Raw genomic sequence first — 16,768 nt, 5'->3', positions numbered from 1 at the left:
GACTCCTTATCGTATCTGCGGGGCAATATGCTGAGCGATCAGCTCAATGGAACGAAGCGTGTCGCGGTGCGAGGGTTCAACGGAGTGCACCTGAAACGAAATATCGGTTACCCGCCGCAGGACGCTATCGCGGGCCAGCGAAGCGGCGACGTGCTGCGGGTCGCCAACGTGCGCGTCAAGCTGTGGCAAAAAATCAGTGACAGTGTCACCAATAATATCATGACCTGCGGCGCGATGCTGGGCAGCCTGCTGGCGCAGGCCGGGTTCAGCGACCTGCAGCGCATACTGCTGGCTATCGGCGACAAAGGCCGTCCGCGAGGCGAGGATCCTTGGCTCGACGCCCGCCGGCAGCGCGGCGAGATAGGCGTCAATAATCGGATTCTGGATAGCGTCCAGCGGCAGCGTGGGCTGTCCGGCCGGACGCGGCTGCGTGCGCGAGAGCATCAGCCCGTGCCCGGCCTGAGCCGCGCGAACCGCCCCCTCAATGGAAAATGTGGCAATCCAGATGCGCTCCGCCAGCTGCGGCGCCTGAGGATACAGATGATTATCCGGGTGCGAGAGCGAATCCCCGCGCCAGGCGCTTTGAATCAGATGCAGGTGTTCAGCAAACACCGCGCTGCGCTGGTCCATCGTCAGCCCGAAGGGTAAAAACGAGGTGGGGGTGCCGCCGGAGCCGAAGCCCACCTCCAGCCGTCCATCGGCGAGCAGATCCAGCACCGCCGCATCCTCCGCCACCCGCAGCGGGTTTTCCATCGGCAGGGTGATAATGGCGGTGCCAAGACGAATGCGCTCGGTGTGCGCCGCGGCGTGGGCGAGAAAGACCAGCGGCGACGGCAGGCCGCCTTCATGCTCATGAAAATGGTGCTGAGCGATCCACGCGCTGTCGAATCCCAGGCGTTCCGCGTGGCGAATTTGCTCGGTGGCCAGCCGGTAGCGCTCTTTAGGCGTGGCGTGGTCCAGAAGACGGGTGAAAAAGCCCAGTCGTTTACGCGTCATGCAACCTCCTTGCTCGGGGATGAAAAGTGGGGAATCGCGGCGATAAGCTCGCGGGTATAGTCATGCTGCGGGGCGCTGAACAGTCGGCTGACGTCGCCGTGTTCAACCACCTGGCCCGCCCGCAGCACCGTCACGCTGTGGGCGATACGGCGCACCGTCGCCAAATCGTGAGTGATAAACAGATAGCTCAGCCCCAGCTGCTGCTGAAGCTGCTGCAGCAGCGCGAGAATTTGCGCCTGCACCGTGACGTCCAGCGCCGAAGTCGCTTCATCGAGGACAAGGATCGTCGGTTCAAGGATTAAGGCGCGGGCGATGGCCACCCGCTGCCGCTGGCCGCCGGAAAGCTCACGGGCGGTTCGCGACAGCAGCTCCGGAGCGAGCGCCACGCGGGCGGCGACCGTTTCGACGCGCTGGCGCCGCACTTCGGCGTTGAGGCGGTCGAAGTTTTTTAACGGCTCTTCGATAATCTCAAACAGCGTTTGCCGCGGGTCCAGCGAGGCAAAAGGATTCTGGTAAACGAACTGAATTTTACGCCGCAGCTGGCGGAGCGCCTCGCGGCTGAGATGCCCGGCATCGATACCGTCGATAGCGATATGGCCGCTATCGGCCTTTTCGAATCCCAGCAGGATCCGCGCAAGCGTCGTTTTGCCGGAGCCGGACTCGCCGACCAGCGCGTGGGTGCTGCCGCGCTTCACCTCGAAGCTCACGGCGTCCAGCGCCTGCAAATGCGCGGAGCCTAATGAGAAGTGCTTGCTGATGCCCTCCACGCGGATCGCCGGGGTCGCCAGCACGCGCCCGCTGGCCGGGGCAATGGTTAGCGTCGAACCCTGGAGATCGCTCAGCAGCTGGCGGGTATAGGTATGCTGCGGCGTACGTATGACATCGCCGGTCGCGCCCTGTTCCTGAATCTCGCCGTGGCGAAAGACCAGCAGGCGGTCGGCGCGTTCCGCCGCCAGCGCCAGATCGTGGGTGACGAACAGTACCGCCGTGCCGGACTCCCGGCGCAGTGTATCCAGCAGGTCGAGGATCCGTTTCTGTACCGTCACGTCGAGGGCGCTGGTGGGCTCATCGGCAATGATTAAGTCGGGTTTCAGGGCGATCGCGATAGCAATCAGCACCCGCTGCTTCATACCGCCTGAAAGCTGGTGGGGATATTGATCGATGCGCTGTTCCGGGTGGCTCAGCCCAACTTTGGTCAGCAGCGCCAGCACCTGCGCTTTACGCGCCGCGGCGCTGCTTTTTTGATGCAGACGCAGGATTTCCCCCACCTGCGCGCCGATGGTTTTCACCGGATTCAGGGAGTTGCCCGGATCCTGAGGCACCAGGCTAATCCGCGCGCCGCGCAGGCCGTCGAGGCGTTTAGCGGACCAGCCGCTGATATCTTCGCCATTAATCAAGATACGCCCGCTGTCCCGGCGCGCGTTATCCGCCAGCAGGCCAATAATCGCCTGCGCGGTGGTGGTTTTACCTGAGCCGGATTCACCGACAAACGCCAGCATTTCGCCGCGTTTGACCTGAAAACTCACGTCGTGCACGACCTCGCGCCATTCACGCTGTGAACGATAGCTGATGCGCAGATGCTCTACGCTTAAAACATTCATCGGCGTTCTCCGCTAAATTGACGGCTAATACGGTTGGCGGCGAGCACGACCGCAATCACCGCAATACCGGGCAGGGTGGTCAGCCACCAGGCGGTGGAGAGATAGTTGCGGCCTTCGGCGATCAGCAGACCCCACTCCGGGACCGGCGGCGGCGTGCCGTAGCCGAGAAAGCTCAGGGTCGAGAGCGCCAGAATGGCCTGGCCGAACTGGAGGGTGGCAAAGGCCAGCACCGCGGTGAGCGAGTTGGGCAGAATATGCCGCCAGAAAACGGCGAAAAAGGTGCCGCCGCTGCCGTAGGCCGCTTCGACGAAGTCGCTGTGGCGTACGCGGACCACCTCCGCTCGCGCCAGGCGGGCAAAGCTGGCGACGGCCGCCGCGCCTACCGCGACGGCGGCGTTGAGCGTGCCGAAACCGAGCAGAATGATGACCGTCAGCGACAGCAATAAAGAGGGGATCGCCAGCAGCACGTCGACCAGGCGCATGATTGCCGACTCCACGCGTCCCGCCAGCGCGCCGGCCAGCGTGCCCAGCGCGGTACCGATAAACAGGCCGATCGCCACCGCCGCCAGCGCGGCGGAAAGCGAATGAACGGCGCCGAAGACGATGCGGCTCCACAGATCGCGGCCCAGCTGGTCGGTTCCCAGCCAGTGGCCGGCCTGCGGGGCCAGCCGCTGGGCGCCGGGGAACCCTTCCAGCGGGCTATAGGCGGTAAACAGCTGCGGAGCGATAGCCATCAGCGCGGCAACGATCATCACCGCCCAGGCCAGCAGCAGACCGGGCTGGACGCGCCGCGTACGCCAGTTTGACGTGCGGCGGCGCGCGGCGGTTGCGTAATCCACCAGGCTCATACGGCACCTCCGATAACGGTTTTCAGGCGCGGGTCGAACAGCGGCATCAGCAGGTCGACCAGCAGATTAATCAGCACGAAACCGAGGGCAGAGATCATCACCACCGCCTGCAGTACCGCGATATCCTGATTATTGACGGCCTGCTGCGTCAGCAGCCCCAGACCGCCGCGGCCAAACACGGTTTCGGTAATCAGCGCGCCGGCGATCAGTTCCCCCAGCAGCAGACCGGCGATGTTGAGCACCGGCAGCAGGGCGTTGCCGGTAACGTGCCGCCACAGGGCGCCGGTTTCGCTCAGGCCTTTGGCGCGGGCAACGGCGACAAACGGCTGCGCGGCGACCTGATCCAGACTGCGCATCAGGATTTGCGCCAGCGGAGCGGAAATCGGCACCGCGACGGCAATAATGGGCAAAATCAGCCCCTCAATCGGCCCGGGATTGATCACCGGGATCCAGCGCAGCTGAAAGGAGAAAATCTGAATCAGGGCGATGCCGAGCCAGAACGTCGGCAGCGAGATAAACAGCGCCGGCAGGGATTGCAGCGCGTTGCTGAGCCAGCGCAGGCCCGGCAGCCGTGAGGCGAAGGCGAGGGCGAAGGCCAGCGCCACCGCCAGAGCAAAGGCGGGCAGCGCCAGGCTTAATGTTTCCGGCAGGTTGCTGGCGATAAGCGCGCTGACCGGCAGCCCGGCTTGCAGCGAATAGCCAAAATCGCCACGCAGCATGGCCATCAGCGTGTGGAAGTACTGTCTCCACAGCGGGCTATCGGCCCCGTAGGCGAGGCGCATTTCGGCGATCTGCTCAGGGCTGAGCCCCAGATCCGGATTCTGAAACTTGATCAGTACCGCATCGCCGGGCAGCACCTGTAACAGGACGAAGGAGAGGGTAAACGCGGCCCACAGCACCAGTAAACCCTGACCGGACCGCCGCAGAAGATAGTGACTCATCGCGGGCTCCTTAGTGCTTTTCCAGCCACGCGCCGTAGAACGACGGGCGGCCTACCGCTTCAAAACTGACGCCTTTCACCCACGGCGCGCTGGCAAAGACCTGCGGCTCTTCAAATATCGGGATTACGTAGGCGTTGTCCAGCAGGTAGCGCTGGGCGTCGCCGGTGAGCTGGAGGCGTTTTTGCGGCTCGACTTCGGCTGAGATCGCGGTCAGCAGCGCGTTGAGCTTATCGTCGCGGAAGCGTTGGACTTTGTCGCTGGAGCCGCCTTTTTGCAGCAGCGCGTCGCGGTTAGCGGGGAAGAACATGCTTTTCACCACGTCAGGGTCGGCGCGGCCCACTTCCGACACGGTAAGCGGCGTTTTCAACGGGTCGAGGCTGTCCAGCGTACGGCTGCCGGCATCACCGGCTTTGACCGCCAGCGCAACGCCGACCTGGCGCCACTGCTGGGCGACAAGCTGGAGTACCTCTTTGTTTTGCGGCTGGGGCAGGGATTCATAGACGGTTAATGCCAGGCGCTGGCCATCTTTGACCCGTATACCGTCGGCGGCCGGTTTCCAGCCCGCCTCATCAAGCAGCTGTTTCGCTTTGGCCGGATCGAAAGCCAGCTTATCGCTAAGGTTAACGTATCCGGCCGCGGTGCTGGCGACGACGGAGGTCGCCTGCGGATAGTTGGCGGAGAACAGGGTTTCAACCACCTGTCTGGCGTCGGTGGCGTGCAGCAGCGCCTGACGAACGCGCAGGTCGGCAACCAGCGGATTATCCGGGCGGAAGCTCAGGCTGTCGTTAACGCCGCGCGTCGGGGCGGCATAGATTTTAAAGCCCCGATCGGTTGCCTGCTTTTCATCATAGGCCTGCACCTGACGAATAAAATCAGCCTGGCCTGCCAGCAGCGCGCCAACGCGTACGCCATCTTCCGGGGTGACGATATAGGTTATGCCGTCGAGATTCGCTGGCCCCTGCTGGGTGAGACTTTTCGGCCCCCATTGATAATCCTGACGTGCGACCAGAGCGAGTTCACGCCCCGGCTTTTCATCTTTAACCGTAAAAGGCCCGGAGCCAATAATATGGCGGGCGTCGCCCAGCTCTTCAAAATTTCGCGCCAGGGTGCTCAGGGAAACCAGCCCGGAGCCGATGGTCGCGGTGCCCTGCAGAAATCCCGGCGAGGGCTTTTTAAAGTAGAACTTAACCGTCAGCGGATCGATGACTTCGCTGCGATCGTAGTTATTAATCACCTCGGACACCGGCAGGCGGTGCGCTTTATTACCGAGACCGTAGGTATCAAAGTTTTTGGCAACCGCATTGGCGTCAAGCGGGGTGCCATCAGAAAAGGTGACGCCAGGGCGAATCCTAAAGGTATATTCGGTTTTATCCGCGTTGGCGCTCCAGCTTTCGGCAATCCACGGTTCGACTTGTAAAGTTTTTGGATTTTGCCAGGTCAGCTTATCGGTTATTTGATTAAGAATGCCGCCGTTAGGATAAAAGCCTCCGGCCGGGGGATAAAGATTGGTATGCGGCTGCTGCTCCAGATAAATTAACGTGCCGCCTTTAACCGGCGCGTCGGCGGCCCACGCGGAAAACGCGCCGCTCAAAAAAAATGCCGCCAGCGCGGGCAGGCGAAAACGGGTGTGCATGGTGAATTCCTTTGTTATCTCTTGTTTGGCCATCATCGGGCGCGCGTTTTAACAAAGGAAGTAAGGATTTGCGCTAAGCATTTGCATAAAAAGCATTTATACCCGGCTCGATTTTTAGGGGCTGGTATTTACATGCCTTTCAGCTGAAACTCATGCTGGATAATTTAATGACTGAGAGATAGTCAGCGTAATAAAGGGATAGCGACGATGCTGAAGTATTTACTGATGTTGGCGATGACGGTGCTGGCAGGCTGTACCAGCGCACCCAATTTGCCCTCTACCGATACCATTATTAAGGTTAAACCTATTGAGTCGGGCATCATTGCCAATTCAAACAAATACAGCTATCGATTCTTCCGTAAAGGGGTGCCGCAGGAGTACCAGCGTTATAATACTTTCTACGAACGCTTCAATAAGGTCGCATCCGGCGTACGGGTGAATTTTGTCGTGAAACAGCATGAGGTTGTTGCGGAATATCTGGTGGTGCTCGACAAGCGCAGACTGGATGCCAGTCAGCTAAGTCTGTTAACCAGCCAGTATCACGCGACCGCGCTGGACAACGACCATCTTGGCGTACTGTTTAAAGCGACCGGTTTCTGGTCAACCGTTGATCCCAATGAACTGGATGACGCTTATCGGCTTGCCAGACCCGTCGTCGTGTCAATTAACGATAAAACGCAGACCATTAGCCCTCTGGGAGAGATCGCCCTGATTCCGCTGGTGCCGCTATTTCCGCTGGTGATGATGTACGGTTGCGCAACGGGGCCGTGCGTGTAAAGGGACAATTAAACCTCTCCCGTAGCGGGAGAGGCCCGAAGATTAGCGGCGGAAATCAATGACCATACGGCCGCGAATCTGTCCCTGTTCCATCTCCTTGAAGATGGCGTTGATATCGCCCAGCGGACGCAGGGTCACTTTCGGTACGACTTTCCCTTCCGCGGCAAACTGGAAGGCCTCGGTCAGGTCCTGACGGGTACCGACCAGCGAACCCACCACTTCAATACCGTCGAGGACCAGACGCGGAATGTCCAGGCTCATCGCTTCCGGAGGCAGGCCTACCGCCACCACGCGTCCGCCGGCGCGAACCGCATCCACCGCTGAGTTAAACGCCGCTTTGGCGACGGCGGTTACCACCGCGGCATGCGCGCCGCCGGTTTTCTCATGAATAATTTTGGCTGCGTCTTCGCTGCGGGAGTTGATGGTCAGGTCCGCGCCCATTTCCGCGGCCAGCTTCAGCTGTTCATCATTAACGTCAAGGGCGATGACTTTGGCGTTAAACACGTTTTTGGCATACTGCAGCGCCAGATTGCCGAGGCCGCCGAGGCCATAAATGGCAATCCACTGGCCGGGTTTGATATGTGAGACTTTGACCGCTTTATAGGTGGTGACGCCCGCGCAGGTGATGCTGCTGGCCGCCGCAGAATCGAGCCCGTCCGGCACTTTGACCGCATAATCGGCCATGACGATACACTCTTCCGCCATACCGCCATCCACGGTGTAGCCGGCATTTTTCACCGAGCGACACAGCGTTTCGTTGCCGCTGTTACAATATTCACAATGCCCGCAGCCTTCGAAGAACCACGCCACGCTGGCGCGATCGCCCGGCTTCAGAGAATGAACGCCGGGGCCGACCTGCTGCACAACGCCCACGCCTTCATGGCCCAGAATGACCCCGGTTTTATCGCCAAAGTCGCCGTTCTTAACGTGCAGGTCGGTGTGACATACGCCGCAGCAATCCATTTTTAAAAGGGCTTCGCCATGTTGCAGGGGACGAAGCGTTTTTTCCGTAACATTGACCTGATGATCTTGCGTGACGACAGCAGCTTTCATTCTGTTCTCCTTATTGAACATAAGCGTATTAACACAATTTTGTTTTTTACGCATGCTAAGGTTTAGCTTAAATCTTCATTAAATCAAGGAAATAATGGATATTCCTTGCCGGGGTGAGCTTGGCGCGCCGATTTTTTAATCAGATTTATTAATGAAATTCACGTCACATTACTGTCATCGTTACGTCATACACGCTTCATTTGCGGCCTCTATCGTTCTGTTTTTCAATTTCTTATAACGATAGAGCGACACGACAATGCATCTGGTAAAAACACTCCTTGCCTCAGGCCTGCTGCTTTCCGCTACCGTTCAGGCGCAGAACGTACTGGATTTCCCGCAGCCGAAAAACAATCCTGAAGAGTTTTATGCCGTGACCGAAATTCCCGCGGGCGGCATTATCAAATATGAAACCGACGCCAAAACCGGCTTTCTGATCGCCGATCGTTTTCAGTCGATGCCGGTGGCCTATCCGGCTAACTACGGTTCGCTGACGCAATCCCTGGCAGGGGATGGCGATCCGCTGGACGTGGTGTTTTATACCCGCGCGCCGATGGCGCCGGGAACGCTGATTAAGCTGCGCGCGATTGGCGTGCTCAAGATGATTGATGGCGGCGAGAAGGACGACAAAATCATTGCCGTTCCGGCAAGCAAAATCGACCCAACCTACGATGACATCAACACCATCGGCGATCTGCCGAAAATTGAGCAGGAGCGTTTGCAGGCTTTCTTCCGCGTTTACAAACAGCTGCCGGAAGGGCGTAAAAAAGTGGAGCTGAACGGCTTTAACGATGCCGCCGCCGCGAAGCAGGAAATTAAAGCGGCATGGGATGCCTGGAAAGAGAAAAATCCGCAATAAGCGGAAAAACAGGCATCGCCCGGTGCCTGTCGCTTTTTCTTCGCCCTATTATCCGCAGAGTGAGGTAATACGGGGGACTACGCCGGAACCGCCGAAATTTCCGTTACCCTGCGTCCTTTTCTTCAGCCCCAGCGTGGCGACGATGCGCTCGAAATTGCTTTTTTCACGGGTAATAAGTCCAGGTCAATCTCACTGCTGACGTTGTCTCATATCACTGGTACGATATAAATCTCTTTCACGGCCCTTATACGTACATATTTATGACAGAAATACGCATTGGCTATGCCCGATGTTCAACTGACCGCCAGGATCTGGCTCAGGCGGCAGTTCGCCAGGGAGACACGCTGGTCGTACCGAAACTGGACAGGCTGGCCCGTTCAGTTCCGGATGCAAGAGATATTGCTGATGCCCTTCAGGCCCGTGGCGTGAAGCTGGCGCTGGGCAACAGCCTCTACGACCCTGCAGATCCGATGGGTAAGATGTTCTTTAATGTGCTGGCGACGTTTGCCGAGTTTGAAGGCGACCTGATACGTCTTCGCACGCGCGAAGAGATGGCCATCGCCCGGGCTAAAGGAAAACTGCGGGGGAAGCAGCCGAAGCTGTCAGATAAACAGCAGAAAGAGCTTTGCATGATGCGCGGAAGCGGCGAGTAATCTATCAGCGATCTGGCTGAATTATTCTCCGTCTCCCGCCCCACGGTCTATCGGACGCTTTCTCGTGGGAAATAATGGTTAACCGGATTTAATGAAATAAGCAAGGAGCGGCTATGTACTACAGAAATGAAGTTATAAGTTATTTGCAGGCTAATAAAATTCTTGCGTTAAAACTCGACCACGCATTAAAGGATGTAGGAAAAGACGTATCAAATCAGATTGAAAGGATCGGTGCAGGCGCAACGCGTGTGCTGTATTATACATCCTGCTTTACTGATGAATATCAGGACGTATGCCAGAAACAAAAGTCCGAAGATATCCGATTTACTAAAGGCGTTTATCATATTATAAGACATGGAGATGTTGTGTATGAAATGCTTAGGATTTACTTTGAAGAAGTATTCCGATACAAAACGTCCGATCAACTAGAGCACATCAAACAACTGTTAATGGCAGTAAATATTCATATTGCCGCAAGTTCACTCACAAATACAGGATTTGCTTTAGCAACAGCATCATTTGTCGCTGCAGGCATGAATTTAAGCCTTGAACTCAGTGCACTGGCAGGGAGAAGAGCGGGAGGTGTTGTTGGGGTTATTGGTTTATATGGCGTTGTGCAGAAAGCGGCAGATAGTGCGCGTCGTCTTCATATTACTTGTCCAGCGTACTACTCGGCGCTATATGCACAAGAGCTGGAAATGATGTACTTCCTGATAGAGCCATTGTTTGAACGAGCTGAGGCGTTTAATGCACAATGGGTATCGGATGGTGAGATTGCAGACATCATCACCAGGATGATTCGATAATCATGATGAGTCTTATTAAAAGGTTTTTCAGACGGATATTCAGGTCATTGATATCGATGTACGGTCCTGCCTTATTGACACTTTTATTTGCAATTGTCCTTTTTCAAATTTTCCCTGATGGACCAATATGGCCTGTCCCCATATTCTGCATTTTTGTGATCGTTGTTTTTTATCGATACGTGAAATGGTAATCATCAAAACATCAAAATTTAGCATTGTTTGAAATTTATTTATAAGGAAATGCTATGTCTACACCCGCACATTTATGGCTCGAAGATGAAAATGGTTCGCCGATTGTTGGCAGTTGCCTAATGCCACTTCGCCTGGGTTCAATCGAATTAAAATCATTCTCTCACGGTGTCACTATTCCGGTTGACCCGAGCTGGGGAAAACTTACAGGTACACGCGTTCACCGCCCTATAACGATAGTGAAAGAATTTGATCAGACAACACCACTTCTGTACCGCGCGGTCTGTGAAGGCCGGACCATGAAAAAGGCTACAATTAAGATGTACCGCATTCTGGAATCGGGCATCGAGGCCGAGTATTTCAATATCATTCTTGAAAACGTCAAATTCACAACGGTCGCACCATTCCTGTCTCCTAACGGTATGAGTAGTACTCACCTTGAAACGCTTGAATTGCGTTATGAAGCAATTACATGGAAGTATACGGAGGGTAATATTGTCTATCGTGATTCATGGAACGATCGTTGTTGTGCCTGATGACAAGGGGTACCAAGGGAGGCCATTGCCTCCCTTGGCTCTGACGAGGAGATAAAATGATCGACTTAACCGCCAGGATTGATATCGTTACCGGCTATCGTCCGGGAATGATTGGCCGCATTACGCAGATGCACGGCGAGTACTATGCGAAGCATTATGAATTTGGTCACTTTTTCGAGAGCAAAGTGGCCAGCGGGCTGGCGGAGTTTTCCGGTCGTCTTGAGAAACCGTGCAACCGGGTTTGGCTTGCCGTTCAGGGTGGGCAGATTGTCGGATCGGTGGCGATTGACGGCGAGGATCTTGGTAATAATGAAGCGCATCTGCGCTGGTTTATCCTCGACGATAGCTGCCGGGGAAGCGGTGTTGGCCGACGTCTGCTGAATGAAGCGATGGCCTTTTGCGATAGCCAGAACTTCGCCGCGGTGCGGCTGTGGACCTTCAGCGGGCTGAACGCCGCCCGCAGGCTGTATGAATCCTTCGGCTTTACGCTGGATAAAGCGTGGCAGGGGGACCAGTGGGGGCGGATGATGACCGAGCAGCAGTTTAGTCGGGTCAAACCCAGTTCGCCTGCCGGCGCGGAATAATCTCCCGGCGCGGATCGCCGCGCCGGGAGAGCGCCTGTTAGCCTAATAACGTCGCAATCGTTGTTATCTCCTTACGCCACTGCGCCTGCAGCTGCGGTTTTTGATGTTTTGGCTTGCGCGCCAGATCGTCGGCCAGCAGCTGCTCAAGCGTGACTAACCGCTCCAGCAGCGCATCCTGGTCCTCCTCCGGTTCGCTACTGTTCACCATCACGGCCTGCGTCGCCGGACGACGAACGGCGGTGCGCAAAATCTCATACACCTCTTCGCTGCTGTGCCATTCGCTCAGCCCGCGCTCGTCGATAAGCCAGAAGCGATTGCAGCTGCGGTTAATGAGCTCGCGATCGTGGCTCACCAGCAGCAGGCCGCCGGGATAGTCGCTCAGCGTAGCCGCCAGCGCCGTTTTGCCATCTATATCTAAATGGTTGGTAGGCTCATCCAGCAGCAGCAGGCTATAGCGCGCCAGAGAGAGGCCGACGAACAGCAGGCGCGAACGCTCGCCGCCGCTTAAGGTGGCGACCTTTTGCCCGTGACGCGGCCAGCTGAATCCGGCGGAAATCAGCGCCCGCCTGCGCGCATCCGGGCCTGGTTCAAAGGGCTCCAGCGCGTCGAGAAGGGTATCGTCATCCGCCAGCTGATGCAGGGTCTGGTCGTAATAACCCGGCTTCAGCCGCGGATGCAGGCGCAAACCGCTCTCCGCCGTTTCCTGCTGCATTTGCCGCCACAGCAGACGCAGCAGCGAAGACTTGCCGCCGCCGTTACGGCCCATCACCGCCACCCGATCGCCGCTTTTCAGGCGAGCCAGGCCCGCGGTAAACAGGGCCGGCAGACCGGGCGCGGGGGGAACGGGGAGCTGTTCCATCTCCAGCAGTCGGTCAGCCCGCAGCATGTCGCCGTGGAGCGCCAGCCGCCAGGGGGTGCCCATGGTCAGCTCGGTTTGGCTCTCCTTCAGGCGTTGAACCTGCTTCTCCATCTGCTTGGCTTTGCGGGAGAGATCTTCGTTGTCATAGGTCCGACCCCAGATAGCCAGCCGTTTGGCGCTGGCGGCGACCCGGTCGATCTCCTTTTGCTCGGCTTTATGGCGCTGCGCATCGCTGGCGTCCTGCTCTTCCAGCGCCCGGCGGGCGGCGCTGCAGGGCAGGGAGAAGGCGTGCAGCGTTCTGTCGCGCAGGATCCAACTGGAATTAGTTACAGCATCCAATAAGATATTATCATGCGACACCAGAACGAAGCTCCCCTGCCAGGTTTGCAGGAAGCTTTCCAGCCACAGGAGGGTCGGCAGGTCGAGGTGGTTTCCCGGCTCATCCAGCAGCAGGAGATCCGGCTGCTGAATCAGCGCCCTGGCAAGCAGCAGCCGGGTATGCTGACCGCCGCTCAGGGTTGACGCCCGCTGCGCGGCCTCATCTGGCGTAAAGCCCATCTCTGCCAATAGCCTCTCCGCTTGCCAGCGCTGACTCTCACGCTCAGGGGCGGGAAGTTTCGCCAGTACTACCTGCAGCAGGGGCTGCGCTAACAGCGCATCGGGTAGATGCTGTTCCACACGCGCCATCAGACAGTGACTGGCCAGCGCCACGCAGCCCGAACTGGGCACGATCGTGCCGTCCAGCACCTGTAGCAGGGTACTTTTTCCGCAGCCGTTATAGCCAATCAGGCCAATACGGTCGCCTTTTTTCAGGGTAAAGGAGAGGTTTGTGAACAGCGGGCCAAACGCCGTATCAACATGAAGAGATTGTGCAGTTAGTAATGTGCTCATTGTGAACTTACTCAAGAGTTACAGGCATGTGAATGCCTCGTCAAACATCGCTGACGATAACCCGGTAAGCCCGAGGGAAGGGAGTTAGTCTATGGTTTCTTCGCTCAAGCTGAAGTTATCGCAGCACGATACCGATAACGCTTGAGCAGGTGCGATCGCCAAATGCACGTGAAAAAAACATTTCACAGTACGACATGGGATCCTCCTTTTTTATTCAGTGAGTTGATGGGTGCTGGCAGTGTAGAGGGAGAAAGCGGTTTTGACCAGATGAGAATAAAAAAAGGCCTGCAAAGCAGGCCCCCTGTATGACTCATCTACCGGTTAAATCGACGTGCGGCGGTAGTTCCGGTACTCCGGCTGCCAGAAGTTATCGGCGATCGCCTGCAGCAACGCTTCGGCGGAGGTTTTCACCGCCACGCCCTGTTCCTGGGCGATTTTGCCCACCGCAAACGCGATAGCGCGTGAAACGCTCTGAATATCCTTCAGCTCCGGCAGAACCGGGCCTTCACCGTTATTCACCAGCGGCGAATGTTTCGCCAGGGTTTCGCTGGCGGCCATCAGCATCTCATCGGTCACGCGTGATGCGCCCGAAGCGATAACGCCGAGGCCAATTCCCGGGAAGATATAGGAGTTATTGCACTGGGCGATAACGTACTGTTTGCCTTTGAGGGTGACCGGGGCAAACGGGCTGCCGGTGGCGACCAGCGCCGCGCCGTCGGTCCAGCTGAGGATATTCTGCGGCGTGGCTTCCACCCGGGAGGTCGGGTTGGACAGCGGCATCACGATTGGCCGCGGGCAGTGCTTGTGCATCTCGCGGATAATCTCTTCGGTGAACAGCCCCGGCTGCCCGGAAACGCCGATCAGGATATCCGGTTTGACGTTGCGCACCACGTCGAGCAGCGACAGCACATCATTCGTGGTGTCCCACGCTTGCAGGTGCTCACGCTTTTGCACCAGTTTGCTCTGGAACGGCAGCAGGTTCGGCATGGCGTCGGTCAGCAGACCGAAACGGTCAACCATAAAGACGCGTTTACGGGCTTCCTCTTCGCTTAACCCTTCGCGCTGGATTTGCGCGACGATCTGCTCTGCGATACCGCAGCCCGCGGAGCCGGCGCCGAGGAAGACAATTTTCTGCTCGCTCAGCTGGCTGCCCGCGCCGCGGCTGGCGGCGATCAGCGTACCGACGGTGACCGAAGCGGTGCCCTGGATATCATCGTTAAAGGAGCACACTTCGTGGCGATAGCGGTTGAGCAGGGGCATGGCGTTTTTCTGCGCGAAGTCTTCGAACTGCAGCAGCACGTCCGGCCAGCGGGCTTTAATCGCCTGGATAACGTCGTCGACAAACTGATAGTACTCGTCGTCGGTGATGCGCGGGTGGCGCCAGCCCATATACAGCGGATCGTCCAGCAGCTGCTGGTTGTTAGTACCGACGTCCAGCACCACCGGCAGCGTGTAGGCCGGGCTGATACCGCCGCAGGTGGTATACAGCGACAGTTTGCCGATAGGAATGCCCATCCCGCCGATACCCTGGTCACCGAGGCCGAGAATACGTTCGCCGTCGGTCATCACGATAACCTTGACGTTGTGGTTCGGTACGTTTTGCAGAATATCGTCGAGGTTATTGCGGTTCTGATAAGAGATAAACACGCCGCGGGCGCGACGATAGATCTCAGAGAAGCGTTCACAGGCGGCGCCGACGGTTGGGGTGTAGATAACCGGCATCATTTCGTCAAGGTGGTTGCCGACCAGGCGGTAGAACAGCGTTTCGTTGGTATCCTGGATATTGCGCAGGTAGATGTGCTTGTCGATCTCGGTTTTAAATCCCTGGTACTGGATCCACGCGCGTTCGGCCTGTTCTTCGATGGTTTCGACCACTTCCGGCAGCAGGCCCAGCAGGTTGAAGCTGCTGCGCTCTTCCATGCTGAAGGCGCTGCCTTTGTTGAGCAGCGGAAATTCAAGCAGCACGGGGCCGGCGTAAGGGATGTATAGAGAGCGGTTTTTCTTATGAGTGAATTGCATCGCACTAACTCCTTGATAATCGCTTCAGCCCGGGCGCGGCGACAGGCGGGGGGCTGGCAGGGAATGGCAGCGGGCAGAGTATAAAGCAGAAGACATCAAAGGAGGGTAAACATGAGGCCGATAGTCTTAAAAAAACACCATCCCGGGGAGAGGACGGTGTTTTTATCATCATTCAGCTGAAAACTTAGCCACCGCGGCGCTTGCGGCCGGTGGCGCGAACATGGTTAACCGTGGTTTCCGCATCGCCTTCCAGCAGCACTTTTTTCTGCTGAGAAAGCTTGTAGTTCAGACCAAGAAGATGACGTGCCTGTTGGTTCGATTTCATTCTTACTCCTTTATCCTGTGTCGGTTTCAAGGACAAGCCCGACGAGTGTCGGACGAAATTTAACCCTTAAGTACGCCGCGCATTTTTAGCGCGGCGATAATCATCGTGGCCCATTTTGCCGGGTTTAGCAACGTTGAGTCGGCAGATTAAGAACAGTCTTTTTAGCGGACCCCGGTTCGTCGGCCGGGCAGGAGGTCACCCGCCATCCGGCAGAAAGACCCGCACGTTAGCCAGTCTTACCACTTCATTTCGCCGGTATTCACTTTGGCGCTCAGATCCAGCGAACTCTCTTCCGCGAGTCCCGGCCAGCGCTGTTTCATCGCCTTGATAACGCCGGCGGAATCTTTGTGCGCGTTGAGCGCCTGCTCGAACTGGGTCAGATAATCGCGGGTAAAGGTAATCGCGCGGTCGCCTGCGGGCGGAGTCCCCAGGTAATGGCCGGGGATCACCTGCTGCGGATGCAACGCGGCCATCTCGTCGAGCGTACTTATCCACTGCTGGCGGCTTTCAACGCTCTGGGTGTCCGCCGTCCAGACGTGCATGCCCCACGCCACGCCGGTCCCGCCAAGAATGGCTTTATTCGCCGGGATCCAGACATAGGCGGCATAATTTTGCGGCTGGCGGATCTCAACCTTTTCGCCGTCGATGGTGAAGGTGTTTGCCGTCAGCGCTTGCGGGACGTAAACCTGCTTCGGCGCGCCGTCCTTCATCTGCGGGCCCCAGTAGGCCAGTTTGGCCGCTTTGGTGGCGTTAATGTGTTTAACCACTTCCGCGGTCGCCACCACGTTGACATCCGGGAAAGCCTTCACCAGCGGCTCGAGGCCGAAATAGAAGTCCGGATCGCCGGAGGTAATCACGATGCGGGTCAGTTTTTTACCGCTTTTCTTAATCATTTCAACCAGCTTCTCGCCATCTTTGACGCTGAATTGAGCGTCAAACAGCACCGCTTCATGCGGGCCGGAGGCGAGGGTGGAGTTAACCGCGAAAATGCCGTTCTCCTGCGGGTTGTAGGTTTGCAGCGTTAGGGGCGCGGCCAGAACTGACGTGCTGAACAGCGTGGTCGCGATAGCAAGGGCAGATAATTTCATATTCGTTTTCTCTTGGTCAGGTGAATGAGCGCTATTGTACGGATTTCATGATTTGCGAAAATTCCTGAAAAAAGAGATGCTGAGTTTCATAAAACGAGCAGATGGAAATCAGT

15 protein-coding genes and 2 pseudogenes are annotated in these 16,768 nt (G+C 57.3%); 7 read left to right on the top strand and 10 right to left on the bottom strand.

What is annotated here, in order from left to right; all coding sequences use genetic code 11:
- Positions 1-6: 6 nt before the first annotated feature.
- Genes JLG71_RS14425 through JLG71_RS14405 form a run of 5 tightly spaced genes read right to left on the bottom strand, consistent with a single transcriptional unit; the run spans position 7 to position 6,019 of the window.
- Positions 7-996: a putative FMN-dependent luciferase-like monooxygenase gene (locus JLG71_RS14425; RefSeq protein WP_025108257.1), complete on the bottom strand. Its 990-nt coding sequence runs from the start codon at positions 994-996 to the stop codon at positions 7-9.
- Positions 993-2,597 (bottom strand): dipeptide ABC transporter ATP-binding protein, encoded by a 1,605-nt coding sequence (locus tag JLG71_RS14420; RefSeq protein ID WP_116280074.1) that lies wholly within the window; start codon positions 2,595-2,597, stop codon positions 993-995. Before JLG71_RS14420 ends, JLG71_RS14425 begins: the two co-directional genes overlap by 4 nt.
- Positions 2,594-3,445: an ABC transporter permease gene (locus JLG71_RS14415; RefSeq protein WP_047723864.1), complete on the bottom strand. Its 852-nt coding sequence runs from the start codon at positions 3,443-3,445 to the stop codon at positions 2,594-2,596. The genes JLG71_RS14420 and JLG71_RS14415 overlap by 4 nt, the downstream gene beginning before the upstream one ends.
- Complete coding sequence (locus JLG71_RS14410) at positions 3,442-4,386, bottom strand: ABC transporter permease (protein ID WP_038424479.1); 945 nt, start codon at positions 4,384-4,386, stop codon at positions 3,442-3,444. The genes JLG71_RS14415 and JLG71_RS14410 overlap by 4 nt, the downstream gene beginning before the upstream one ends.
- 10 nt (positions 4,387-4,396) lie before the next feature.
- Complete coding sequence (locus JLG71_RS14405; RefSeq protein ID WP_200913536.1) at positions 4,397-6,019, bottom strand: TIGR04028 family ABC transporter substrate-binding protein; 1,623 nt, start codon at positions 6,017-6,019, stop codon at positions 4,397-4,399.
- A 207-nt stretch (positions 6,020-6,226) separates the two neighbouring features.
- On the opposite strand from JLG71_RS14405, the gene JLG71_RS14400 reads away from it, so the two are divergent.
- A complete protein-coding gene (locus tag JLG71_RS14400; RefSeq protein WP_014229290.1) occupies positions 6,227-6,796 on the top strand; it encodes a hypothetical protein in 570 nt (189 codons plus the stop codon).
- 42 nt (positions 6,797-6,838) lie between these two features.
- Here JLG71_RS14400 and adhP read toward each other — a convergent pair whose 3' ends face one another.
- On the bottom strand, positions 6,839-7,849 hold the full coding sequence (gene adhP / locus JLG71_RS14395; protein WP_004120604.1) for an alcohol dehydrogenase AdhP: 1,011 nt from the start codon (positions 7,847-7,849) through the stop codon (positions 6,839-6,841).
- Positions 7,850-8,105: 256 nt separating this feature from the next.
- Here adhP and JLG71_RS14390 point away from each other — a divergent pair, with 256 nt between their 5' ends.
- The 6 genes and pseudogenes from JLG71_RS14390 to JLG71_RS14370 all read left to right on the top strand — a co-directional run.
- Positions 8,106-8,705 (top strand): inorganic diphosphatase, encoded by a 600-nt coding sequence (locus JLG71_RS14390; protein WP_014229291.1) that lies wholly within the window; start codon positions 8,106-8,108, stop codon positions 8,703-8,705.
- 260 nt (positions 8,706-8,965) lie between these two features.
- Positions 8,966-9,433 (top strand): annotated as a pseudogene (locus JLG71_RS14385) (recombinase family protein).
- 38 nt (positions 9,434-9,471) lie between these two features.
- Complete coding sequence (locus JLG71_RS14380; protein WP_048263036.1) at positions 9,472-10,164, top strand: hypothetical protein; 693 nt, start codon at positions 9,472-9,474, stop codon at positions 10,162-10,164.
- 2 nt (positions 10,165-10,166) lie between these two features.
- Positions 10,167-10,355 carry a hypothetical protein gene (locus tag JLG71_RS28400; protein WP_042927132.1) on the top strand — a complete coding sequence of 63 codons (189 nt, stop codon included), beginning with the start codon at positions 10,167-10,169 and terminating at the stop codon, positions 10,353-10,355.
- A gap of 54 nt (positions 10,356-10,409) precedes the next feature.
- Positions 10,410-10,889, top strand: coding sequence for an Hcp family type VI secretion system effector (locus JLG71_RS14375; protein ID WP_042934095.1), 480 nt, complete (start codon positions 10,410-10,412; stop codon positions 10,887-10,889).
- A gap of 77 nt (positions 10,890-10,966) precedes the next feature.
- A pseudogene (locus JLG71_RS14370) lies at positions 10,967-11,473 on the top strand (GNAT family N-acetyltransferase); the annotation flags it as partial.
- Between the two features lie 37 nt (positions 11,474-11,510).
- On the opposite strand, the gene JLG71_RS14365 reads toward JLG71_RS14370, so the two are convergent.
- The 4 genes from JLG71_RS14365 to JLG71_RS14350 form a co-directional block, all read right to left on the bottom strand.
- Positions 11,511-13,223, bottom strand: a complete 1,713-nt coding sequence (locus JLG71_RS14365) for an ABC-F family ATP-binding cassette domain-containing protein (RefSeq protein ID WP_200913535.1) — start codon at positions 13,221-13,223, stop codon at positions 11,511-11,513.
- Positions 13,224-13,544: 321 nt separating this feature from the next.
- Positions 13,545-15,242 (bottom strand): NAD-dependent malic enzyme, encoded by a 1,698-nt coding sequence (locus JLG71_RS14360; protein WP_014229295.1) that lies wholly within the window; start codon positions 15,240-15,242, stop codon positions 13,545-13,547.
- Between the two features lie 184 nt (positions 15,243-15,426).
- A complete protein-coding gene (gene sra / locus JLG71_RS14355) occupies positions 15,427-15,567 on the bottom strand; it encodes a stationary-phase-induced ribosome-associated protein (RefSeq protein WP_004101955.1) in 141 nt (46 codons plus the stop codon).
- 236 nt (positions 15,568-15,803) lie between these two features.
- Complete coding sequence (locus JLG71_RS14350) at positions 15,804-16,655, bottom strand: Vmh family MBL fold metallo-hydrolase (RefSeq protein WP_032695033.1); 852 nt, start codon at positions 16,653-16,655, stop codon at positions 15,804-15,806.
- Positions 16,656-16,768: the final 113 nt, after the last annotated feature.

The sequence above is a fragment of the Klebsiella michiganensis genome (assembly GCF_015139575.1).
In the GTDB taxonomy this organism is placed as follows: Bacteria; Pseudomonadota; Gammaproteobacteria; order Enterobacterales; family Enterobacteriaceae; genus Klebsiella; species Klebsiella michiganensis.
The sequence above is the reverse complement of the archived record's forward strand: the minus strand, read 5'-3'. Positions and strand labels throughout refer to the sequence as shown.

Coding starts and splice junctions, on each gene's coding strand:
- JLG71_RS14425 (WP_025108257.1), bottom strand. CDS start 996: ATGACGCGTAAACGACTGGGCTTTTTCACCCGTCTTCTGGACCACGCC.
- JLG71_RS14365 (WP_200913535.1), bottom strand. CDS start 13,223: ATGAGCACATTACTAACTGCACAATCTCTTCATGTTGATACGGCGTTT.
- JLG71_RS14420 (WP_116280074.1), bottom strand. CDS start 2,597: ATGAATGTTTTAAGCGTAGAGCATCTGCGCATCAGCTATCGTTCACAG.
- JLG71_RS14360 (WP_014229295.1), bottom strand. CDS start 15,242: ATGCAATTCACTCATAAGAAAAACCGCTCTCTATACATCCCTTACGCC.
- JLG71_RS14380 (WP_048263036.1), top strand. CDS start 9,472: ATGTACTACAGAAATGAAGTTATAAGTTATTTGCAGGCTAATAAAATT.
- adhP (WP_004120604.1), bottom strand. CDS start 7,849: ATGAAAGCTGCTGTCGTCACGCAAGATCATCAGGTCAATGTTACGGAA.
- JLG71_RS14350 (WP_032695033.1), bottom strand. CDS start 16,655: ATGAAATTATCTGCCCTTGCTATCGCGACCACGCTGTTCAGCACGTCA.
- JLG71_RS14415 (WP_047723864.1), bottom strand. CDS start 3,445: ATGAGCCTGGTGGATTACGCAACCGCCGCGCGCCGCCGCACGTCAAAC.
- JLG71_RS14375 (WP_042934095.1), top strand. CDS start 10,410: ATGTCTACACCCGCACATTTATGGCTCGAAGATGAAAATGGTTCGCCG.
- JLG71_RS14410 (WP_038424479.1), bottom strand. CDS start 4,386: ATGAGTCACTATCTTCTGCGGCGGTCCGGTCAGGGTTTACTGGTGCTG.
- JLG71_RS28400 (WP_042927132.1), top strand. CDS start 10,167: ATGATGAGTCTTATTAAAAGGTTTTTCAGACGGATATTCAGGTCATTG.
- JLG71_RS14405 (WP_200913536.1), bottom strand. CDS start 6,019: ATGCACACCCGTTTTCGCCTGCCCGCGCTGGCGGCATTTTTTTTGAGC.
- sra (WP_004101955.1), bottom strand. CDS start 15,567: ATGAAATCGAACCAACAGGCACGTCATCTTCTTGGTCTGAACTACAAG.
- JLG71_RS14390 (WP_014229291.1), top strand. CDS start 8,106: ATGCATCTGGTAAAAACACTCCTTGCCTCAGGCCTGCTGCTTTCCGCT.
- JLG71_RS14400 (WP_014229290.1), top strand. CDS start 6,227: ATGCTGAAGTATTTACTGATGTTGGCGATGACGGTGCTGGCAGGCTGT.